We start from the raw sequence: 16,164 nt of genomic DNA, 5'->3' as shown, positions 1-16,164 counted from the left end.
ACGTAAGCGCTAAAGCGCTAACGTGGATCGACAGGAGAATCGCATGTCGCTTGATGCGCCGCTTGCCGGCGTCCACATCGTCGAATTCGAAGGCCTCGGCCCCGGCCCGCTCGCGGGCTGGATGCTCGCCGGGATGGGCGCGCGCATCACGCTGATCGCACGTCCGGCGGGCCGCACCAGCGCGCCGGACGCGCTGCAGGCCCGCGACGGCGACCTGCTGCGCGAAGGCAAGACGATCGTCGAACTCGATCTGAAGACGCCGGCCGGCCGCGATGCGGCGCTCGCGCTGATCGCGCAGGCCGACGCGCTGATCGAGGGGCTGCGGCCCGGCGTGATGGAGCGCCTCGGGCTCGGGCCCGACGATTGCGCGCGCCACAACCCGAAGCTCGTGTATGGACGCATGACGGGCTGGGGCCAGGACGGCCCGCTCGCGACGGCCGCCGGGCATGACCTGAACTACGTCGCGCTGACGGGGCTGCTGTCGCTGTCCGCGCCGCGCGACGGCCGGCCCGGCGTGCCGCCGACCGTCGTCGGCGATGCGGGCGGCGCGCTCGGGCTCGCGTTCGGGATCGTCTGCGCGCTGTTCGACGTGCGCGGCGGCGGCCCGGGGCGCGTGGTCGACGGCGCGATCGTCGACATCGTGTCGATGCTCGGCTCGCTCGCGTTGTGGGCACGCGCGAACGGGCAGCTCGATGGCGCGCAGCCGAGCCTCTTCCACGATGCGCCGTTCTACGACGTGTATCGCTGCGCGGACGGCGAATGCGTGACGATCGGCGCGCTCGAGCCGCCGTTCTATGCGTTGCTGGTCGAGCGGCTCGGGTTGAGCGACGTCGATCCGGCGTCGCAGTACGATCGCGCGCGCTGGCCGGCGCTGAAGGCGCGTTTCGCGGAGGTGTTCGCGCAGCAGCCGTCCGCGCACTGGCGCGCGCTGCTCGAAGGGACGGACGCGTGCTTCGCGCCGGTGCTGAGCGTGGCCGATGCGATGGAGCATCCGCACAATGCGGCGCGCGGGATCTATCGTACCGATGCGAGCGGCAACGTTCGGGCGCGCGTGGCGCCGCGGTTTCTGCCGTTGACGGACGATGAAGCGTAAGCGCATCCCAAGTCGGATATATCTCGGATAATGCCGACCGCATCGAGGTATTGAGGCAGAAAAAAATAATCCTCGTTGTCGGTAGGAGTTTCGAATTCGTCTGATTGTTTTTCCTTTCTCGATCACGCAAATTTTTGCGTCGAACAATCCTTATCCATTCGTCGAGAAAGGACATCCAGATGAAGAACGAGCAGAGCGCGCCGACTTATCTTTTCGCCACCATCGGAGCGCTCACTGAGCGCGGTGGTCGTGTGACCCAAGCTAGCAGCGGCCTTGCTGTCGCCGGGCTTGCTGTTGCCCGGGTTGGCGATGTCGTCACGTACGAGGATGGCAGTGAGGCAGTCATTACCGACGGCGCGGGCAATTATGCGGTTTGCCGAGAAAAGCCATTTGCACTGGTAGGTAGCCGATTGAGCAATGGCGATCGTATCGTCGAAACACTTCAGCGGTTATGGGGCATTCATGTCCCGGCGGGTGAGACCGTCGATGGCTTGTTCGATGCGGCTTATGTGCCTTCGCCTGAGCCGCCGCGCTACCGGCTCGCGGTGCGAGGCGCAACGACTGCGCGAGGTGGCGTGCTGCGCAACGCTACCGGTGCATTGAGCACCGGTGTCCGGCTTGGCAAGGCTGGTATCGTGGGTAATCAGGTCCACTATGCGGACGGTTCGACCGCGCGAATCGTAAGCGGCCTTGCGCTGGCGGATAACCGTGACTTCGAGCCGCTGGCTTTCGTCGGAAGCGAACTCGATAACGGCGACATCATTACGGACAGCCCGGAGCGCGAGGGTCTCGTATCCGCCTTTACCTTCACGCTGGTGAAGCGTTCGACTACGGCACGCCCAGGAGACGTCGCGTGATCCGCTATTTCCTTGCGAAGGGCGATCAGGGTGGCAGTGCGAGCATTACGGAAGGATTGGAGCACGTCACGTGTTCCAATCCGCCGCCACGCGTGCATATCGCGACGCTCTACATGAAAACGTACTGCGCAGCCTGCAAGCAGGAAGGATTTATTGCGCCGGCAGGTCCACGCTGGCCGGGTACCGGGCCGAATGGCAAGCCTTGGGCGTTGAGCGGTGACATCAACGTCTGTGGTTGCAATCCGCCGCCCGTTTTTTATGCGGAGCGCGGCATGAGCATGTCTTTTACGGCAGAGGAAGCGGCGACTCTTGTTGCTCCACACGCTCGCACACATAGTCGGGCGCACGTGGACGTAGATGACGATCTCGAGTGCTACTTCGAAATCCGTGATGCGATGACCGATACCCCTGTCGAGGGAATGATCTACAGGCTCTCGAGTGACGAGCAATCCCTTGTCTGCGACGCGGCGCTAACGGAAGGGGAAACTCGCGCCTTCTCGGTGAAGGCGCATCCGAATCTCATCTTCGTGGCATGGCGCGAGGGTGACGCACGATGAGAGGCATGATTGATGGGAACGTGCGATTACTTGCCGCGATTGCGTATGGGGAGGCGTCCACGGCGAACGATTCGCAGGAAATCGGAGGGATTGCGTTTGCCGTCGCAAATCGGTGCCGAGCGTGGGGAGGAAAAATGGTGTCGGAACTGCGTGCGGCGGACCCGAATTACTCGTATGCATGGGATGGCTCCAACGCAAGATTCAACAAATTGATGCGCACGCCTGACAGCGAAATTGTGTTGAACCCTGGCATGGCGCTGGCTGTTGACTGGGCTCAAAAAGCATTGGCCAACGAGCGGCCGGACCCGTCGAATGGGGCATTTTGGTGGGACGGCCTGGACTTCAAAACCAATTACGGAAACCATCCCAAGGTTCGTGATGGCTTCAAATGGGGTTCGCAATCGGACAACATTTTTGGCGTGCCGGAGAAGCGGCGCGAGGTCATTGTTCGATGGAAAATCCGCAATAAAAGGACCGGGAAGATCGTCGATGGAGGTGAGCGCGGGCGTTACGATTCGGTGTGGGTTTCGACAGCCGCGCACGGGGGTACGGTATTTTGGCAGCACAATCCTGACTATCTGAAGGCGAGCGGAGGAAAAGCATACCGATGAAATCCGCAATGACGTTGGTGGCAATCCTGGTTGCCTTCGCAAGGGGCGCTCATGGCGCTACCATCTACGACAGCTATGACGAGTTCTATGCGGCCCAATCGAGTGCATTGTTTGGCAGTCCAGTCGAGCAACGCGCAAGCGTTCTATATTCCGATCGCGGCAATGGAGGCGTATACCAGGATTTTCAAATCGACTTGGACGGGAAGACGGTACACGTCACAGTAGCGGAGCACCAGATATCGATTGGCGGCAGGATCTATCGCTTTTCGAACGCAACGACTTTCCCAGGTGAACATCCGGTGGACATCTACCCCGGAAGCGCGAGCATATTTTTTACTGGAGCCGCGGACCATCGTCCGTCGGCTCTTTGTGTGGAGGGAAACAGCAACGGGTCTGGTGAATCTGGCCGCCATCGCCAAATCTACTTGCTGATCAACCCGTTCGAGTCTAGAAAAAGCGCGGCATTTCTTCATTTGCCAAGTCTGCTTTCGTCCTGTCGGGCCGTATTGGCAACAAAGGCCGGATTGCTTGCATTTCCGAAGAACAGCTATCTGTTCGATGGTGCACAAGAGACCCGTCTCGGCCTATTAATTTCGTACTACACGTTTGAAAAGCGGCGCTTTGTTCCGGCCCTGAACGAGGTTCGGCTTCGATTTACGCGTCCCGAGATTCCATTTCAATTTTCGGTTCAGGGCGAGCAATAAGACAGCCGAACGATTCGCCGACGAATCTGCCTCACGCCGTTTCCTCCCGCGCATCCGGCATCTTGCCGTCGCCGACGCGGTTGATCGTGCCTTGCGCGATCGCGACGAGCCGTTCGTGATCGCCGTCGATGACGAACACGTGACACTGGCAGGTCGCCTGGTGCCGGCCCGCGTAGACGACCTTCGCGCGCGCAACGAGCGTGCCGTTCACGGCCGGCCGCAGGTAGTTGATCTTGTATTCGGCGGTGATGACGCGCGGGCCGAGCACCAGCGCGCCGGCGAACGTCAGCGCGTTGTCGGCGAGATAGCCGATCACGCCGCCGTGCACGAAGCCGTGCTGCTGCCGCAGTTCTTCCCGCACGGGCAGGCACAGCGACACTTCGTTGTCGCCGATATGCATCAGCTCCGTGCCCAGCAGCATGCTGAACGGTTGCGCGCGCAATGCGCCGCGCGCGTGGTCCGTGATGTCCGTCATCGACTTCCCCAATGCGTGTCCGCTTGCGCTGAACTCTAGGAAGGGGGCCGCGGATAAGCAAGGAAATTCGTCCGCATTTCGTGCAGATGCCGGCGCGATGCGACGTGATGATTGCGTCGAACGCGCGCGTTGTCCTCGTTTGCCGGCGATTCGACGGGAATGGCGGGGACTGGCCGGGCGCCTCTCGCCGGATGTTCCTAAAGTCCGACGAAGAAATGCCGCTAATGCCGGGGCATTGCTTCATCGTCGGCTCTCCAGGAATCTCCCCCATGTTCGGAAAAATCAAGCTCGCGTCGGGTCTGCTCGGCGTGTTGACCGTGTTTTGCCTCTTTCTGTTCGCGATCGAGGCGCTCGGCTTCTGGGCGCTCGCGTCGACGCGCAGCGGCGTCGACGATCTGTCGAACGTCGCGATCGCGCAGGTCGACGCGGCCAGCCAGGCGACCGAGCGCCTGCTCGACGCCCGCGTGAACCTGTCGCGCGCCGGCACGCGGATGGTGCGCGGCGGCCCGAAGCCCGACGAGATCATCCGCCATGCCAGCGCTTCGCTCGGCGAAGCGGACAAGGCGTTCGCCGCGCTGACGGCCGCGCAGGCCGTCGACGAAACGAACCGCGCGCGCGTTGCCGCGCTCGCCGAGCGCTATCGCGCGCTGCGCGGCGCGCTGGGCGAACTCGTGCAGTTCCTCGACGCCGACAACATCCAGGCGTTCCTCGACCAGCCGACCCAAGGCTTCCAGGACGCGTATCTCGCCGAACTGCACCGCTTCGCCGACTACGGCCGCGCGTCGAGCCGCGACGCGCTCGCCACGATCGACAGCGGGATGCAGTGGTTCAAGTGGGTCGGCATCGTGCTGCTGGTGGCGATGCTCGCGGCAAGCGCGGCCATCTACGCGGCCGCGCGGCGCGCGGTCGTCGCGCCGCTGGACGAAGCCGGCCGCCATTTCGAGCGGATCGCGCAGGGCCGCCTCGACGAAGCCGTGCGGGCAGGCGGCGTGTTCGAGATCGACCGGATGCTGCGCGGCCTCGCCGCGATGCAGGCGAGCATCGCGGACACCGTGCGCACCGTGCGTCACGCGTCCGACGCGATCCACCTCGGCGCGGGCGAGATCGCCGGCGGCAACGCGGACTTGTCCGCGCGCACGGGCACGCAGGCCGCGTCGCTCGAGGAAACCGCCGCGAGCATGGAGGAACTGACCGCGACCGTGCGCCAGAACACCGACAGCGCAAGGGCGGCCAGCGCGCTGGCCGACGCGGCGCTCGACGCGACGCGTCACGGCGGCGGCGTGGTCGACAGCGTGATCGACCGGATGCGCGGCATCGCGCAGAGTTCCGGGCGGATCGCGGAGATCATTTCGGTGATCGACGGCATCGCCTTCCAGACCAACATCCTCGCGCTGAACGCGGCGGTCGAAGCCGCGCGGGCCGGCGAGCAGGGCCGCGGCTTCGCGGTGGTCGCGGGCGAAGTGCGCTCGCTCGCGCAGCGCAGCGCGCAATCGGCGAAGGAGATCAAGGCGCTGATCGAGGAGTCGGTCGCGCAGATCGACGGCGGCTCGGAACTCGTCGAACGGGCCGGCGACGCGATGCGGACGGTCTCGGCGTCGATCACGCGGGTCGTGCAGACGATGTCGGAGATCACGGCCGCGTCGGTCGAGCAGAGCGTCGGCATCGAGCAGGTCAACCAGGCCGTCACGCAAATGGACCAGCTGACGCAGCAGAACGCGGCACTGGTGGAGGAAGTCGCGGCGGCGGCCGCGTCGCTGAACGACCAGACCGCGCACCTGATGCAGGCGGTGTCGGTGTTCGAACTGGGCGACGCGCGCGCGGCTCGCGGGGTTCGCGACGAGCGCGGGTCGCCGTCGCCGGCCGACGCCGGTTACGAAACGGCGGGCAGCGCCGCGTAAGCGGTCGCGAGGTGGTAGGGCGTCGTCGACGGCATGTCGGCGCGCGACACCTGCCCGTCGGCCGTCTTGCACTCGAACCAGCCGCGCGGATGCAGGAAGCGCGCGGCGAAGCGCTCGATCTGCCGCGCGAGCGGCGCGGACGCCGGCGTGCCGCCGTGCGTCGCGAGCGCGCGCAGGTATTCGGTCTGCGCCCAGATCCGCTGCGTGCCGTCGAGGCATGCGCCTCGTGCGTCGACCGCCGCGCACACGGCGCCCGTCTGTGGATCGACCCCGTGCTGCTCGGCGAACGCGAACGCGCGCGCGAGTGCGTCGGGCAGCCCGGTTTGCGCGAGGCGTGCGCCGGCCGCGTCGACCAGATAGAACCATTCGAACTGATGGCCGGGCTCGAAGCGGTTGTCGGCCGCCCCGAGCGGCAGCTCGGCGACGCAGCCGGTCGCGGTATCGACGAACGTGCGTTCGACGGCCTGCGCGGTGCGCGCGAGCGCATCGTCGAACGCCGCGTCGCCGAACGCATCGGCGGCCGCGAGCCACGCTTCGGTCAAGTGCATCAGCGGGTTCTGCAGCGCGCCGCTGCCCGACGACGAGAAATCGGCGTGACGCGCGGCGTCGAGCAGCGCATCGCCCGGCTGCGGCGCGAAGCGGTCCTGGATCAGCGCGGCGGTGTCCTCGGCGGCCGCGCGCGCCGCGGCGTCGCCCGACGCTGCATGCCATGCGGCACACGCGAACACGACGAACGCATGCGTATAGAGGTCCTTGGTCGTGTCGAGCGGCGCGCCTTGCGCGTCGACGCTGTAGAACCAGCCGCCGTGGCGCGGGTCGCGGAAGCGGCCGCACAGCGAGTCGAACAGCGTGGCCGCGTGCGCGATGTTGCCGGCCTGCGCGAACACGAACAGCTGCCGCGCGCAGGCCATGGCGCGATAACGGGTGACGGGCAGCGGTGCATGGCTGGCCGGATCGACGGCCTCGAACGGTAGCCGCAGCGTGTGGTCGAACCCTGAACCCTGCCAGATCGGCAAGACGACGTGCGCGAAATGACGGCGCAACTGGGCGGCCTGGGCGGAAGCGGAGTCGGAAACGGACATGACGGGGTTATGCGCTTGGATCGAAACGTGTCGGCGCGGCCCGGAGGATCGGCGCGGCCGGGGCCAAGGATAAAACATTCCGCGCGGCCGACGCCAAAAAAGGAGAGAAATCGGATGCTCGGCAACCTGGAACTCGTGATGCGGCTGGTTCTCGCGGCGGCGCTCGGCAGCGTCATCGGCTTTGAGCGCGAGCGCCTTTCCTGGGCGGCCGGCCTGCGCACGCACATGCTGGTCTGTGTCGGTTCGACGCTCATCATGATCGTGTCGGCATTCGGTTTCGCCGATGTGCTGGGCAGCAGCGACCACGTCGTGCTCGATCCGTCGCGGATCGCCGCGCAGGTGGTATCGGGGATCGGTTTCCTCGGCGCGGGCTCGATCCTGCTGCGCGGCGAGATCGTGCGCGGGCTGACGACGGCCGCGAGCCTGTGGTCGGTCGCCGCGATCGGCCTCGCGGTGGGCGGCGGCCTGTACGTCGCGGCGATTGCCGCGACGGTCATCATCCTGATCATCCTGGCCGGCATCAAGCCGCTCGAGCGGCGCTACTTCACTGTGCGGCAGCGGCGCCAGCTCGCGCTGACGGTGGTGAGCGGCGCGCTGACGTTCGATTCGCTGCACGCGGCGCTCGGCCCCGACAGCGCGCGCGTGAAGCAATTCATCGTGCAGCGCGCCGACGACACGGGCGAGCACGACGAGGTGCGCATCGCGCTCGGGCGCGTGTCGGATCTCGAATACCGCGCGATCTGCGACAAGCTGCGCGGGCTGTCGTGCGTGACGCGATTCGAGCAAGGCGGCGGGTTGCCGGGCGACGAATAGACGGCATCCGATCGGCCGGATCGGCGATCGGTCATGCGACAATGGCCGGTCACTGATTCCGTTCGACCTTCGGTTCCGCGCTCGCGGGCCTGCAATCCGACTCCATGACCGAATCCGTTTCCGTGCCGCGCTCCCGTTCCGATTCCCGCTCCGACCGTTCATCGGCCCGTTCGCGCCCGCGTTCCGCCGCGGCCGCGGCAGACACCGCCGCCAAGGCAACCGCGCGGTCCGGCAACGCGGGCGGCGATGCGCCGCGGGACGAACACACGCTCGACCTGTTCGGCGATCCGGTGCGCGAGCCGGCTGAGCGTGCGCCGGCCGTCACGCGTGATGACGCGGTGGCGGACGCCGAGACGGTGGCCGCCGTTGCGGACGGCGAGGACGCCGCTCGGCAGGCGACGCTGGACGGATTCGCGACGCCGGGCGCTGCTGCCGGTGCGGTCGAGCCGGCGCCCGACGTCGCGACGGCGACGGAGTCTGCTTCGACGCGGGGAAACGGCGATGCGCTTGATGCCGATGTCGTGCCTGCGCCCGCTGCCGACACGACGAAGCCGGGCGGGGCGCGGCTGTCCGATGATGGCGCCGCGCGCGCAGCCGGTGAGCAGGCAACCGACGGCGGCCCGATGAAGGCCGGCAGCGTGTCGGAAGCCGGCGGCGCGGCCGGGACGAACACCGATCGTTCGACCGCGAATGCCGATGCGGTCACCGCCGATCGTCTCGTGAAAGCGGGCGGCGAGGCCGAAGGCGCCGCCGTGCCGGTCACACTCGATGACGCGGCGCGGGCGCCCGGCGAGACCACGAAGGGGCGTCGCGCATCCTCCCGCGGCAAGCGACGTGCGACTGCCGGCACGCGCGAAGCGGCAGCGCCAGCGGTGCGTAGTGCGCCGGGAGCAGCGGCTGTCGGCGCCGGGTCGGAAGCGGCTCCGGCGCAGCACACTGCGCCGACCGCCGAACCGCAGGCAACCGCCGAACCACAGGCGACGGCCGAACCACAGGCGACCGCCGAACCGGCCGAGCCCGTCGCTGCCGCGATTGCCGCGAGCGCCCGCGATGCTGCGCGAGCAGCCGCCGCGCCGGCCTCGCCGGTCGTGCAGCCGGTGGCGTCTGCGGCGTCGTTCGTGACGAAGCCGTCGGCGGATCGCGCGCAACCGGCCGCGTCGAGCGGGCCAGCCTTCGATCCCGACACGCATCTGCGCCCGCTGTCGGATCGGCTCGCCACCCTGCAGGCCGAGACGGCCGGCGTGAAGCAGGCGGCCGATCGCGAGATGCGTCGCGTCAACCGGCTGCTGCTGGCGCTGGCGATCGTCGTGTTCGCGGGGCTCACCGCACTGGTGCTGCAAACACGGCAGATCGCGCACCTGAAGCAGGAACTGGACGCCCGGCAACAGCGGATCGACCGGCTGGCTGCCGATCTGTCGACGCAGCAGGCAACGTTGATGACGCTTGCAGAACACCAGGAAGCGATGCTGTCGCAGGTCGACCGGCTGCAGCGCAATGCGAACCGCGAGGCGGCGGCCGCGAAGCGCGTGCGTCGAACGCACTAAATCGTCCGACCCTACCTGCAAACCCCGGCCTGGCAAGGTTCGTCGTAGGAGACCGTCCGTTGGCGGTTGCACGGGTGCGGCAAACTGATGCGGTGTGCTGGCAGAGTTAAGGGAAAACCCTTAGAATGGAGTCCATCTAAGGGAAAACCCTAGCGCCATCTGTCAGGAGTCTCACATGAGCTTCATTCTTGCCCTGCTGCAAAAGATCGACGACCTGTTCGTCTCCCCGCACCTGCCGCTCGACGCGGAATATTCGTACGCTGCGCGTCGCGCCGAAGCCGAGCGCGTGCGTCGTGCGAACCTCGTGCCGATCGTCCTGTACCGTCGCTGATTCGCTGATTCGCTGATTCGCTGATTCGCTGATTCGCTGATTCGCTGATTCGCTGATCCGCCGATCCGCCGATCCGCCGATCCGCTGATCCGCTGATCCGGCGCAGCGCTCGCCGCGACTGCCTGCCCGCTTTCCGCCGTCGCATCGCGCGCCGGTGTGACCGTCCCGCTACACTGGAAGTCCCACTTCCCTCGCGACACCCGGGCCATGCTGCAGATGCGGCCAATGACGGCCGGTGAATTCCACGCATACCGCACGCGCGCCATCGACGGCTACGCGCGCGATCTCGTGTCATCCGGGCAGAATGCGGCCGACGACGCGGCGAGCCGCGCGCGCGCCTGCTTCGATACGCTGCTGCCCGACGGCCTGCTCACTTCCGGCCAGACACTCGTCCAGCTGATCGACGCCGCCAGCGGCGACACGGTCGGCGATCTCTGGTACGCGATCGTGCCCGAAGGGCCGAACCGCACGCTGTTCATCTACGACCTCGACATCGTCCCGGCCCGGCGCCGCCAGGGCTGGGCCACGCGCGCGCTCGATGCGCTGGAGGCCGAGGCGCGCCGCCATGGTGTCACCGAGATCGGGCTGTCGGTGTTCAATCACAACACGGCTGCCCGTGCGCTGTATCGCGCGTGCGGCTTCGCGCCGATCACGACGACGCTGATCAAGCCGGTCATCTCTGGCTAACGACGAAGATTCGACACCGCAGGCGCAACGTTTTCGTTTCGACACGATTTCACGTAAGCGCGCGTGGGCCGTGGCGCGCTCTGGATGGGCCCGCGAGCCCGATTTGGCCTTTTGAACGCGGGGCGCCCCAACCGGCATGGCAACCGAAATCCAGTGTGGACCTATGATGAGCGGGCCAACAATTTGGCGTACTCATATGCAGCATGGGGCGATCACCGACTGACCATTCATGTCATGCCCGGAACCCGAGCGTTCGGTCGCGGTGGATTCTTCATCCATGGTGGCACGAACGCGGGATCTGCCGGACGCATCAATCTTCATTCCGGAATGGAAAATTTCGTTCGAGACATCGAGGCGGCGACGAAGGACGCGCCCGAGTGCTACGTTCCACTGACGATTCAATACTGACATGCGAAAACGCCCGTTGCATATCTTGATTGGTGTGGCGCTGCTGATTTCGATCCTGCTCGTTTTTGCGTTCAACGCGATCAATCTCGAAGAGGCATACGGCGACGGACCACCCTACTACGCGCGGACGACCAATATGGACAAGTGGACGAATCCGCTCCCGTTGCTGGGTATTGTCGATGGCGCAATGCTGGTCGCGATCGGCGCGTATTGTTTCTGGATTCGTCGAAGCCGTTGAATCCTGCGCGCGGCGGCGAGCGTGCGGGTTGCAGTCCCGCCCGTTTTCGCGCCGCGCCGGCTCATCGCGCCCGCCCTTTCCATCTCCTCAGCAGCAACGCATTCGTCACGACGCTGACGCTGGAGAACGCCATCGCCGCCCCCGCGATCACCGGATTCAACCAGCCGAGCGCCGCGAGCGGCACGCCGATCAGGTTATAGACGAACGCCCAGAACAGGTTCTGCTGGATCTTCCGGTACGTCCGCTTCGAGATGTCGATCGCATCGGCGACGAGCGCCGGGTCGCCGCGCATCAGCGTGATGCCGGCCGTGTGCATCGCGACGTCGGTGCCGGTGGCCATCGCGATGCCGACGTCGGCCGCGGCGAGCGCGGGCGCGTCGTTGATCCCGTCGCCGACCATCGCGACGATTCCGCCGTGCGTGCGCTTCAGTTCGGCCACCACGCGTGCCTTGTCGTCGGGCAGCACCTGCGCATGCACTTCGCCGATCCCGAGCGTCGCTGCGACTGCCGCCGCGCTGCCGCGGTTGTCGCCCGTCACGAGCACGCTCGCGACGCCCCGTGCCGACAGGGCCGCGACCGCGTCGCGCGCGCCGGGCTTCACGGTGTCGCCGAACGCGATCAGCGCGAGCAGCGCACGCGGCGCATCGGCGCGCATCAGCCACGAAATCGTGTTGCCCGCGCGTTCGAGTTCCGCGGCACGCGCGTCGAGTTCGGGCGGCACGACGATGCCGAGTTCATCGCGCCAGCGGGTGCTGCCGAGCGCGAGAAGCTGCCCGTCGACACGCGCTTCGACGCCGCGTCCGGCCACCGCGCGCGCATCGGCCGCGACGACCTCGGCCGAACCCGCGCCGCCGCCGCGGGCCAAGACGTCCGCATCGTGTGCGGCGACCACCGCGCGCGCGAGCGGGTGATCGCTTTGCCGCTGGACCGCGGCCGCGAGCGCGAGCGCCTGCTCACGCGGGATGCCGACGGCGTCGAACGCCGTCACGGACGGTTTGCCTTCGGTCAGCGTGCCGGTCTTGTCGAACGCGATCACGGTGGTGCGCTGCGCGAGTTCGAGCGCCTGGGCGTCCTTGATCAGCACGCCGTGGCGGGCCGCGACGCCGGTGCCGGCCATGATCGCCGCGGGCGTCGCGAGGCCGAGCGCGCACGGGCACGCGATGACGAGCACCGCGACCGCGTTGAGGATCGCCGTTTCGGTGCCGGCGCCGGCGATCAGCCAGCCGATCAGCGTCAGCACGGCGATGCCGAGGATCGCCGGCACGAACACTTCACTGACGCGATCGACGAGCCGCTGGATCGGCGCTTTCTCCGCCTGGGCGGATTCGACGAGGCGGATGATGCGCGCGAGCGTCGTTTCCGCGCCGATCGCGGTGGTTTCGACGACGAGCGCGCCTTCGCCGTTGATCGACCCGGCCGTGACCGGGTCGCCGCCATCCTTCGGCACCGGCAGGCTTTCACCGGTGATCAGCGATTCGTCGACGTGCGAGCGGCCCGACACGATCCGGCCGTCGACGGGCACGCGCTCGCCGGGACGGATGCTGACGGTCGTGCCGACGCGCACCTGCGCCAGCGGCACGTCGCGTTCGACGCCGTGCTCGACGATGCGCGCACGGTCAGGACGCAGCGCGTTCAGCGCGCGGATCGCCTCGGTCGTCTGGCGTTTCGCGCGCGCTTCGAGCCATTTGCCGAAGCGCACCAGCGTGACGATGACGGCCGATGCCTCGAAATACAGGTGGCCGGGGTGCGCGGGGTCGCGCAGCAGCATCCACAGGCTCAGGCCGAACGCGGCCGACGTGCCGAGTGCGACGAGCAGGTCCATGTTGCCCGTGCGTGCCTTCACCGCATGCCAGGCGGCGCGGTAGAAGCGCGCGCCGAAGCCGAACTGGACGATCGACGCGAGCACGAGCTGCAGCCAGCCGGGCAGCATCGCGTCGAAACCGAACGGCGCGACAAGCATCGGCACGACGAGCGGCGCACTCAGCACGGCCGAGCCAATCACGAGATTGCGCTCGCGGATCGCTTCGCGTTGCTTGCGGGCGTCGGGGGCTTGCGCGGCGGGGCCGGTGTCGGCGCGGGCGGTGGCGTCGGTCGAGGCGCCCGCGTCCGCGGTGGCGGCGAGCGACGCCTGGTAGCCGGCCGTCGTGACCGCCGCGATCAGCGTGGCGGCGTCGAGTGCGCCGGTGCCATGCACCGACGCGCGTTCGGTCGCGAGATTGACCGACGCATGCGTGACGCCCGGCACCTTCTCCAGCGCCTTTTCGACGCGCGACACGCATGACGCGCAGGTCATCCCGTCGATGGCGAGTTCGAGGCTGGCGGATGCCGGAGGCACGGACGGGGCAGGGAGGGCGGCGGTATCCGGCGCGAGCGGCGTCGCACCATAGCCGGCCTGCCTGACGGCATCCGCCAGTTGCGACGCGGAAACGTCCGCTGCGGCGTCGACCGTCGCGCGTTCGGTCGCGAGGTTGACCGTTGCGCGCGTGACGCCCGGCACTTTCGCGAGTGCCTTCTCCACGCGCGACACGCACGACGCGCAGGTCATGCCGTCGATATCGAGTTCGATCGTGGCGGCGGTGGGGGTGGTGGGCAATGCCGTTGCCGTTACCGGCGGTGCTGCGACGCGCGTCGCGTGCCCCGCGGGCGCGGCCGCCGCGGCTGCGCTCGTCGCTTCGCGCACGGCAGCGCGATAGCCTGCGGCGCCGACCGCGTCGACGAGCTGCGCCGGCGTGACCGCATCATGCGCGGTGACCGTGGCCGCATGCGCGTCGAGATCGACCGCGGCCTCGACGACGCCCGGCACCGCAGCCAGCGCACGTTGCACACGGCCGGTGCAGCCGCCGCAATGCATGCCGTCGACGGTCAGTTCGACCGTTTGCAGGGCTGCGGTGGCGAGTGGTTCAGTCATGTCGGATTCCCCAAGAGCGCGGATCGAGCCGCGAATGATGGCAGTATCAACATTCCCATGATGGGAAGGTCAAGGGGGGGATGCAATACAGGATCGTGTCGACGGCCAACGCATTCTCGCCTGCCATGCCCGGCCAGCGCAGGCGGCGGACCGCTTCGTACAAGGGGCCGGATCAGCGGAAATTCAGGCTGACGACAGGCCGGCTACTGCTCCGCCCGTTATTCGGCATATTGGGGGATGCCCTTAGGCGCTATGATACCGGCCTGACATCAGCGTCCGCCTGGCGAAGCGGCGACCGGGCAGGCTGGGGTGCCTTGCCTTCGCCGATCGTGAGTCGAACAAGGCGTTGACTGACAAGAACGATATTCGGCCAGTACTCAATGATTGAAAACCTACGAGAATCAATTTCTCTGCGGCGCGCGGCAGGCGCGTCGCTGGCCCTGGCGACGCTGCTGGCAGGATGCGCGTCGCAACCGGATGCGATCCAGCGGAAAACCGGCTGGATGCGCGCCGAAGTGGCCGACTCTTATGTATACGCGTATCCGCTCGTGCTGATGGACGTCGCGAAGGAAGCCGCGACGGGCGGCGACGGCGCGCAGCCGGGCCAGGCGCCGCTCAACACGCTGCGTCACGCGCAGGCGCTGCCGCCCGTCGGCGCGCTCAACCCGCCGCTGCCGGGCGTCGACACGCTAGACTCGACCGGCTGGCTCGACGTCGGCGCCGAGCCGGTGATCGTGACGCTGCCGGACACCCGCGGCCGTTACTGGGATGCCCGCGCGCTCGACATGTGGACGAACGTACTGTGGTCGGCGTCGAGCGTGGCGGCGCGGGGCGCTCGCGGCGCCGTGCGAGCGCAAACGATTGCCTTCGCCGCGAAGGACTGGCAGGGCACGCTGCCGAAGGGCGCATTGCGGATCGACGTGCCGTCGGCCAACGCGTGGCTCGAAGTGCGGCTGCAGACGAGCGGCGGGCGCGACCTCACGAACGTGAAGAAACTGCAGCGGACGATCCGTGTGGTGCCGCTGTCCGTCTATACGGGCAGCGCGCGCGGCGCGTCGGTCGCGGTCCATGCGGGCAGCGCACCGTCGGAAGCGGCGAGCGGCGGCACGCCGGCCGAGCAGGTGGCCGCGCTCGACCCGAAGGCGTTCTTCACGCGCTTCGCGCAGGCGCTGCAGGACAACCCGGCACCCGCCGACGATGCGCACGCGCAGGAACAGCTGAAGGACATCGGCGTGACGGCCGGCTACCCGGTGCTGTGGACGGGCGATCGCCTGAACGCCGCGACGGCCGGCGTCGCCGAGGCGCGCGCGCGGCTCGCGACGCCGCCATCGAACCTGCTCAACGCGAACGGCTGGAGCTGGATCGGCGACACGGCCGGCAAGTACGGTCAGGATTACACGCTGCGCGCGTACGCGGCCTACACGCAGTTCGGCACCGCGACGCGCGACGACGAGACGCTCGCGTTCGTGCGCGTCGACAGCGACGGCCATGCGCTGAACGGCGCGAACCGCTACGTGCTGCACTTCGCGCCGGGCGCGCTGCCGCCGGTGCGCGGGTTCTGGACGCTCACGCCGTACGCGACGAACGGTGCGCTGCCCGACGTCGGCTCGGCGCGCCGCTCGCTCGGCGACCGCGACCGGCTGCGCCGCAACCACGACGGCTCGATCGACGTGGTCGTGTCGGCATCGCCGGGCGGCACGCATGCGGCCAACTGGCTGCCGGCGCCGCGCACCGATTTCGCGCTCGCGCTGCGGCTGTACGCGCCGAAGCCGCAAGCGAGCGACGGCTCGTGGATGCCCCCCGTCGTCGTCCGGAAATGAACCGACGGGCGCCGCCGCTGTCCGATCCGCGGGCGCGGCGGCCGCGCCCGAACGTCGTTCCGTCACCACCTGAGCCTATACTTTCGGGATAGCGTGCACGGCCGTGCCGGTTTTCCGGCGCGGCCCGGCATCCATTCC

The 16,164-nt window shown here is 67.7% G+C and carries 16 protein-coding genes; 12 read left to right on the top strand and 4 right to left on the bottom strand.

Annotated features, from left to right (window positions below; genetic code table 11):
- The first annotated feature begins 43 nt into the window (after positions 1-43).
- The 5 genes from NQV17_RS14070 to NQV17_RS14050 all read left to right on the top strand — a co-directional run bounded on the left by NQV17_RS14070 (position 44) and on the right by NQV17_RS14050 (position 3,822).
- A complete protein-coding gene (locus NQV17_RS14070; protein WP_257772744.1) occupies positions 44-1,093 on the top strand; it encodes a CaiB/BaiF CoA-transferase family protein in 1,050 nt (349 codons plus the stop codon).
- Between the two features lie 179 nt (positions 1,094-1,272).
- Entirely contained in the window at positions 1,273-1,950 is a 678-nt protein-coding gene (locus NQV17_RS14065; protein WP_257772743.1) for a PAAR domain-containing protein, read from the top strand.
- Positions 1,947-2,507 carry a hypothetical protein gene (locus tag NQV17_RS14060; RefSeq protein ID WP_257772742.1) on the top strand — a complete coding sequence of 187 codons (561 nt, stop codon included), beginning with the start codon at positions 1,947-1,949 and terminating at the stop codon, positions 2,505-2,507. The genes NQV17_RS14065 and NQV17_RS14060 overlap by 4 nt, the downstream gene beginning before the upstream one ends.
- A gap of 5 nt (positions 2,508-2,512) precedes the next feature.
- Positions 2,513-3,118 (top strand): hypothetical protein, encoded by a 606-nt coding sequence (locus tag NQV17_RS14055; protein WP_257772741.1) that lies wholly within the window; start codon positions 2,513-2,515, stop codon positions 3,116-3,118.
- Complete coding sequence (locus tag NQV17_RS14050; protein WP_257772740.1) at positions 3,115-3,822, top strand: hypothetical protein; 708 nt, start codon at positions 3,115-3,117, stop codon at positions 3,820-3,822. Before NQV17_RS14055 ends, NQV17_RS14050 begins: the two co-directional genes overlap by 4 nt.
- Before the next feature lie 31 nt (positions 3,823-3,853).
- Here NQV17_RS14050 and NQV17_RS14045 read toward each other — a convergent pair whose 3' ends face one another.
- Positions 3,854-4,297, bottom strand: coding sequence for a PaaI family thioesterase (locus NQV17_RS14045; protein WP_044845017.1), 444 nt, complete (start codon positions 4,295-4,297; stop codon positions 3,854-3,856).
- Between the two features lie 269 nt (positions 4,298-4,566).
- Between NQV17_RS14045 and NQV17_RS14040 the strand changes: the two genes are divergently transcribed.
- Complete coding sequence (locus tag NQV17_RS14040) at positions 4,567-6,195, top strand: methyl-accepting chemotaxis protein (protein WP_257772739.1); 1,629 nt, start codon at positions 4,567-4,569, stop codon at positions 6,193-6,195.
- On the opposite strand, the gene NQV17_RS14035 is transcribed toward NQV17_RS14040, so the two are convergent.
- Positions 6,168-7,277, bottom strand: a complete 1,110-nt coding sequence (locus NQV17_RS14035; protein WP_257772738.1) for an AGE family epimerase/isomerase — start codon at positions 7,275-7,277, stop codon at positions 6,168-6,170. The genes NQV17_RS14040 and NQV17_RS14035 overlap by 28 nt on opposite strands.
- A 114-nt stretch (positions 7,278-7,391) precedes the next feature.
- Between NQV17_RS14035 and NQV17_RS14030 the strand changes: the two genes are divergently transcribed.
- The 4 genes from NQV17_RS14030 (at position 7,392) to NQV17_RS14015 (ending at position 10,652) form a co-directional block, all read left to right on the top strand.
- A complete protein-coding gene (locus tag NQV17_RS14030; protein WP_257772737.1) occupies positions 7,392-8,090 on the top strand; it encodes an MgtC/SapB family protein in 699 nt (232 codons plus the stop codon).
- A gap of 104 nt (positions 8,091-8,194) precedes the next feature.
- A complete protein-coding gene (locus NQV17_RS14025) occupies positions 8,195-9,634 on the top strand; it encodes a flagellar hook-length control protein FliK (RefSeq protein WP_257772736.1) in 1,440 nt (479 codons plus the stop codon).
- Positions 9,635-9,809: 175 nt separating this feature from the next.
- Complete coding sequence (locus NQV17_RS14020) at positions 9,810-9,965, top strand: hypothetical protein (RefSeq protein ID WP_167359264.1); 156 nt, start codon at positions 9,810-9,812, stop codon at positions 9,963-9,965.
- A 207-nt stretch (positions 9,966-10,172) separates the two neighbouring features.
- The gene (locus NQV17_RS14015) at positions 10,173-10,652 is read left to right on the top strand and encodes an N-acetyltransferase (protein WP_257772735.1); all 480 of its coding nucleotides are present in this window, start codon (positions 10,173-10,175) and stop codon (positions 10,650-10,652) included.
- A gap of 192 nt (positions 10,653-10,844) precedes the next feature.
- Here NQV17_RS14015 and NQV17_RS14010 read toward each other — a convergent pair whose 3' ends face one another.
- Positions 10,845-11,063: a hypothetical protein gene (locus NQV17_RS14010; protein WP_257772734.1), complete on the bottom strand. Its 219-nt coding sequence runs from the start codon at positions 11,061-11,063 to the stop codon at positions 10,845-10,847.
- On the opposite strand from NQV17_RS14010, the gene NQV17_RS14005 reads away from it, so the two are divergent.
- Positions 11,062-11,298 (top strand): hypothetical protein, encoded by a 237-nt coding sequence (locus NQV17_RS14005; protein WP_124520069.1) that lies wholly within the window; start codon positions 11,062-11,064, stop codon positions 11,296-11,298. The genes NQV17_RS14010 and NQV17_RS14005 overlap by 2 nt on opposite strands.
- Positions 11,299-11,359: 61 nt before the next feature.
- On the opposite strand, the gene NQV17_RS14000 is transcribed toward NQV17_RS14005, so the two are convergent.
- The gene (locus NQV17_RS14000; protein ID WP_257772733.1) at positions 11,360-14,206 is read right to left on the bottom strand and encodes a heavy metal translocating P-type ATPase; all 2,847 of its coding nucleotides are present in this window, start codon (positions 14,204-14,206) and stop codon (positions 11,360-11,362) included.
- 380 nt (positions 14,207-14,586) lie between these two features.
- Between NQV17_RS14000 and NQV17_RS13995 the strand changes: the two genes are divergently transcribed.
- Positions 14,587-16,026 carry a DUF1254 domain-containing protein gene (locus tag NQV17_RS13995; RefSeq protein WP_124921158.1) on the top strand — a complete coding sequence of 480 codons (1,440 nt, stop codon included), beginning with the start codon at positions 14,587-14,589 and terminating at the stop codon, positions 16,024-16,026.
- Positions 16,027-16,164: the final 138 nt, after the last annotated feature.

The organism is Burkholderia sp. SCN-KJ, assembly GCF_024656005.1.
Classification (GTDB): domain Bacteria; phylum Pseudomonadota; class Gammaproteobacteria; order Burkholderiales; family Burkholderiaceae; genus Burkholderia.
This window is presented reverse-complemented; position numbering and strand designations above follow the sequence as displayed.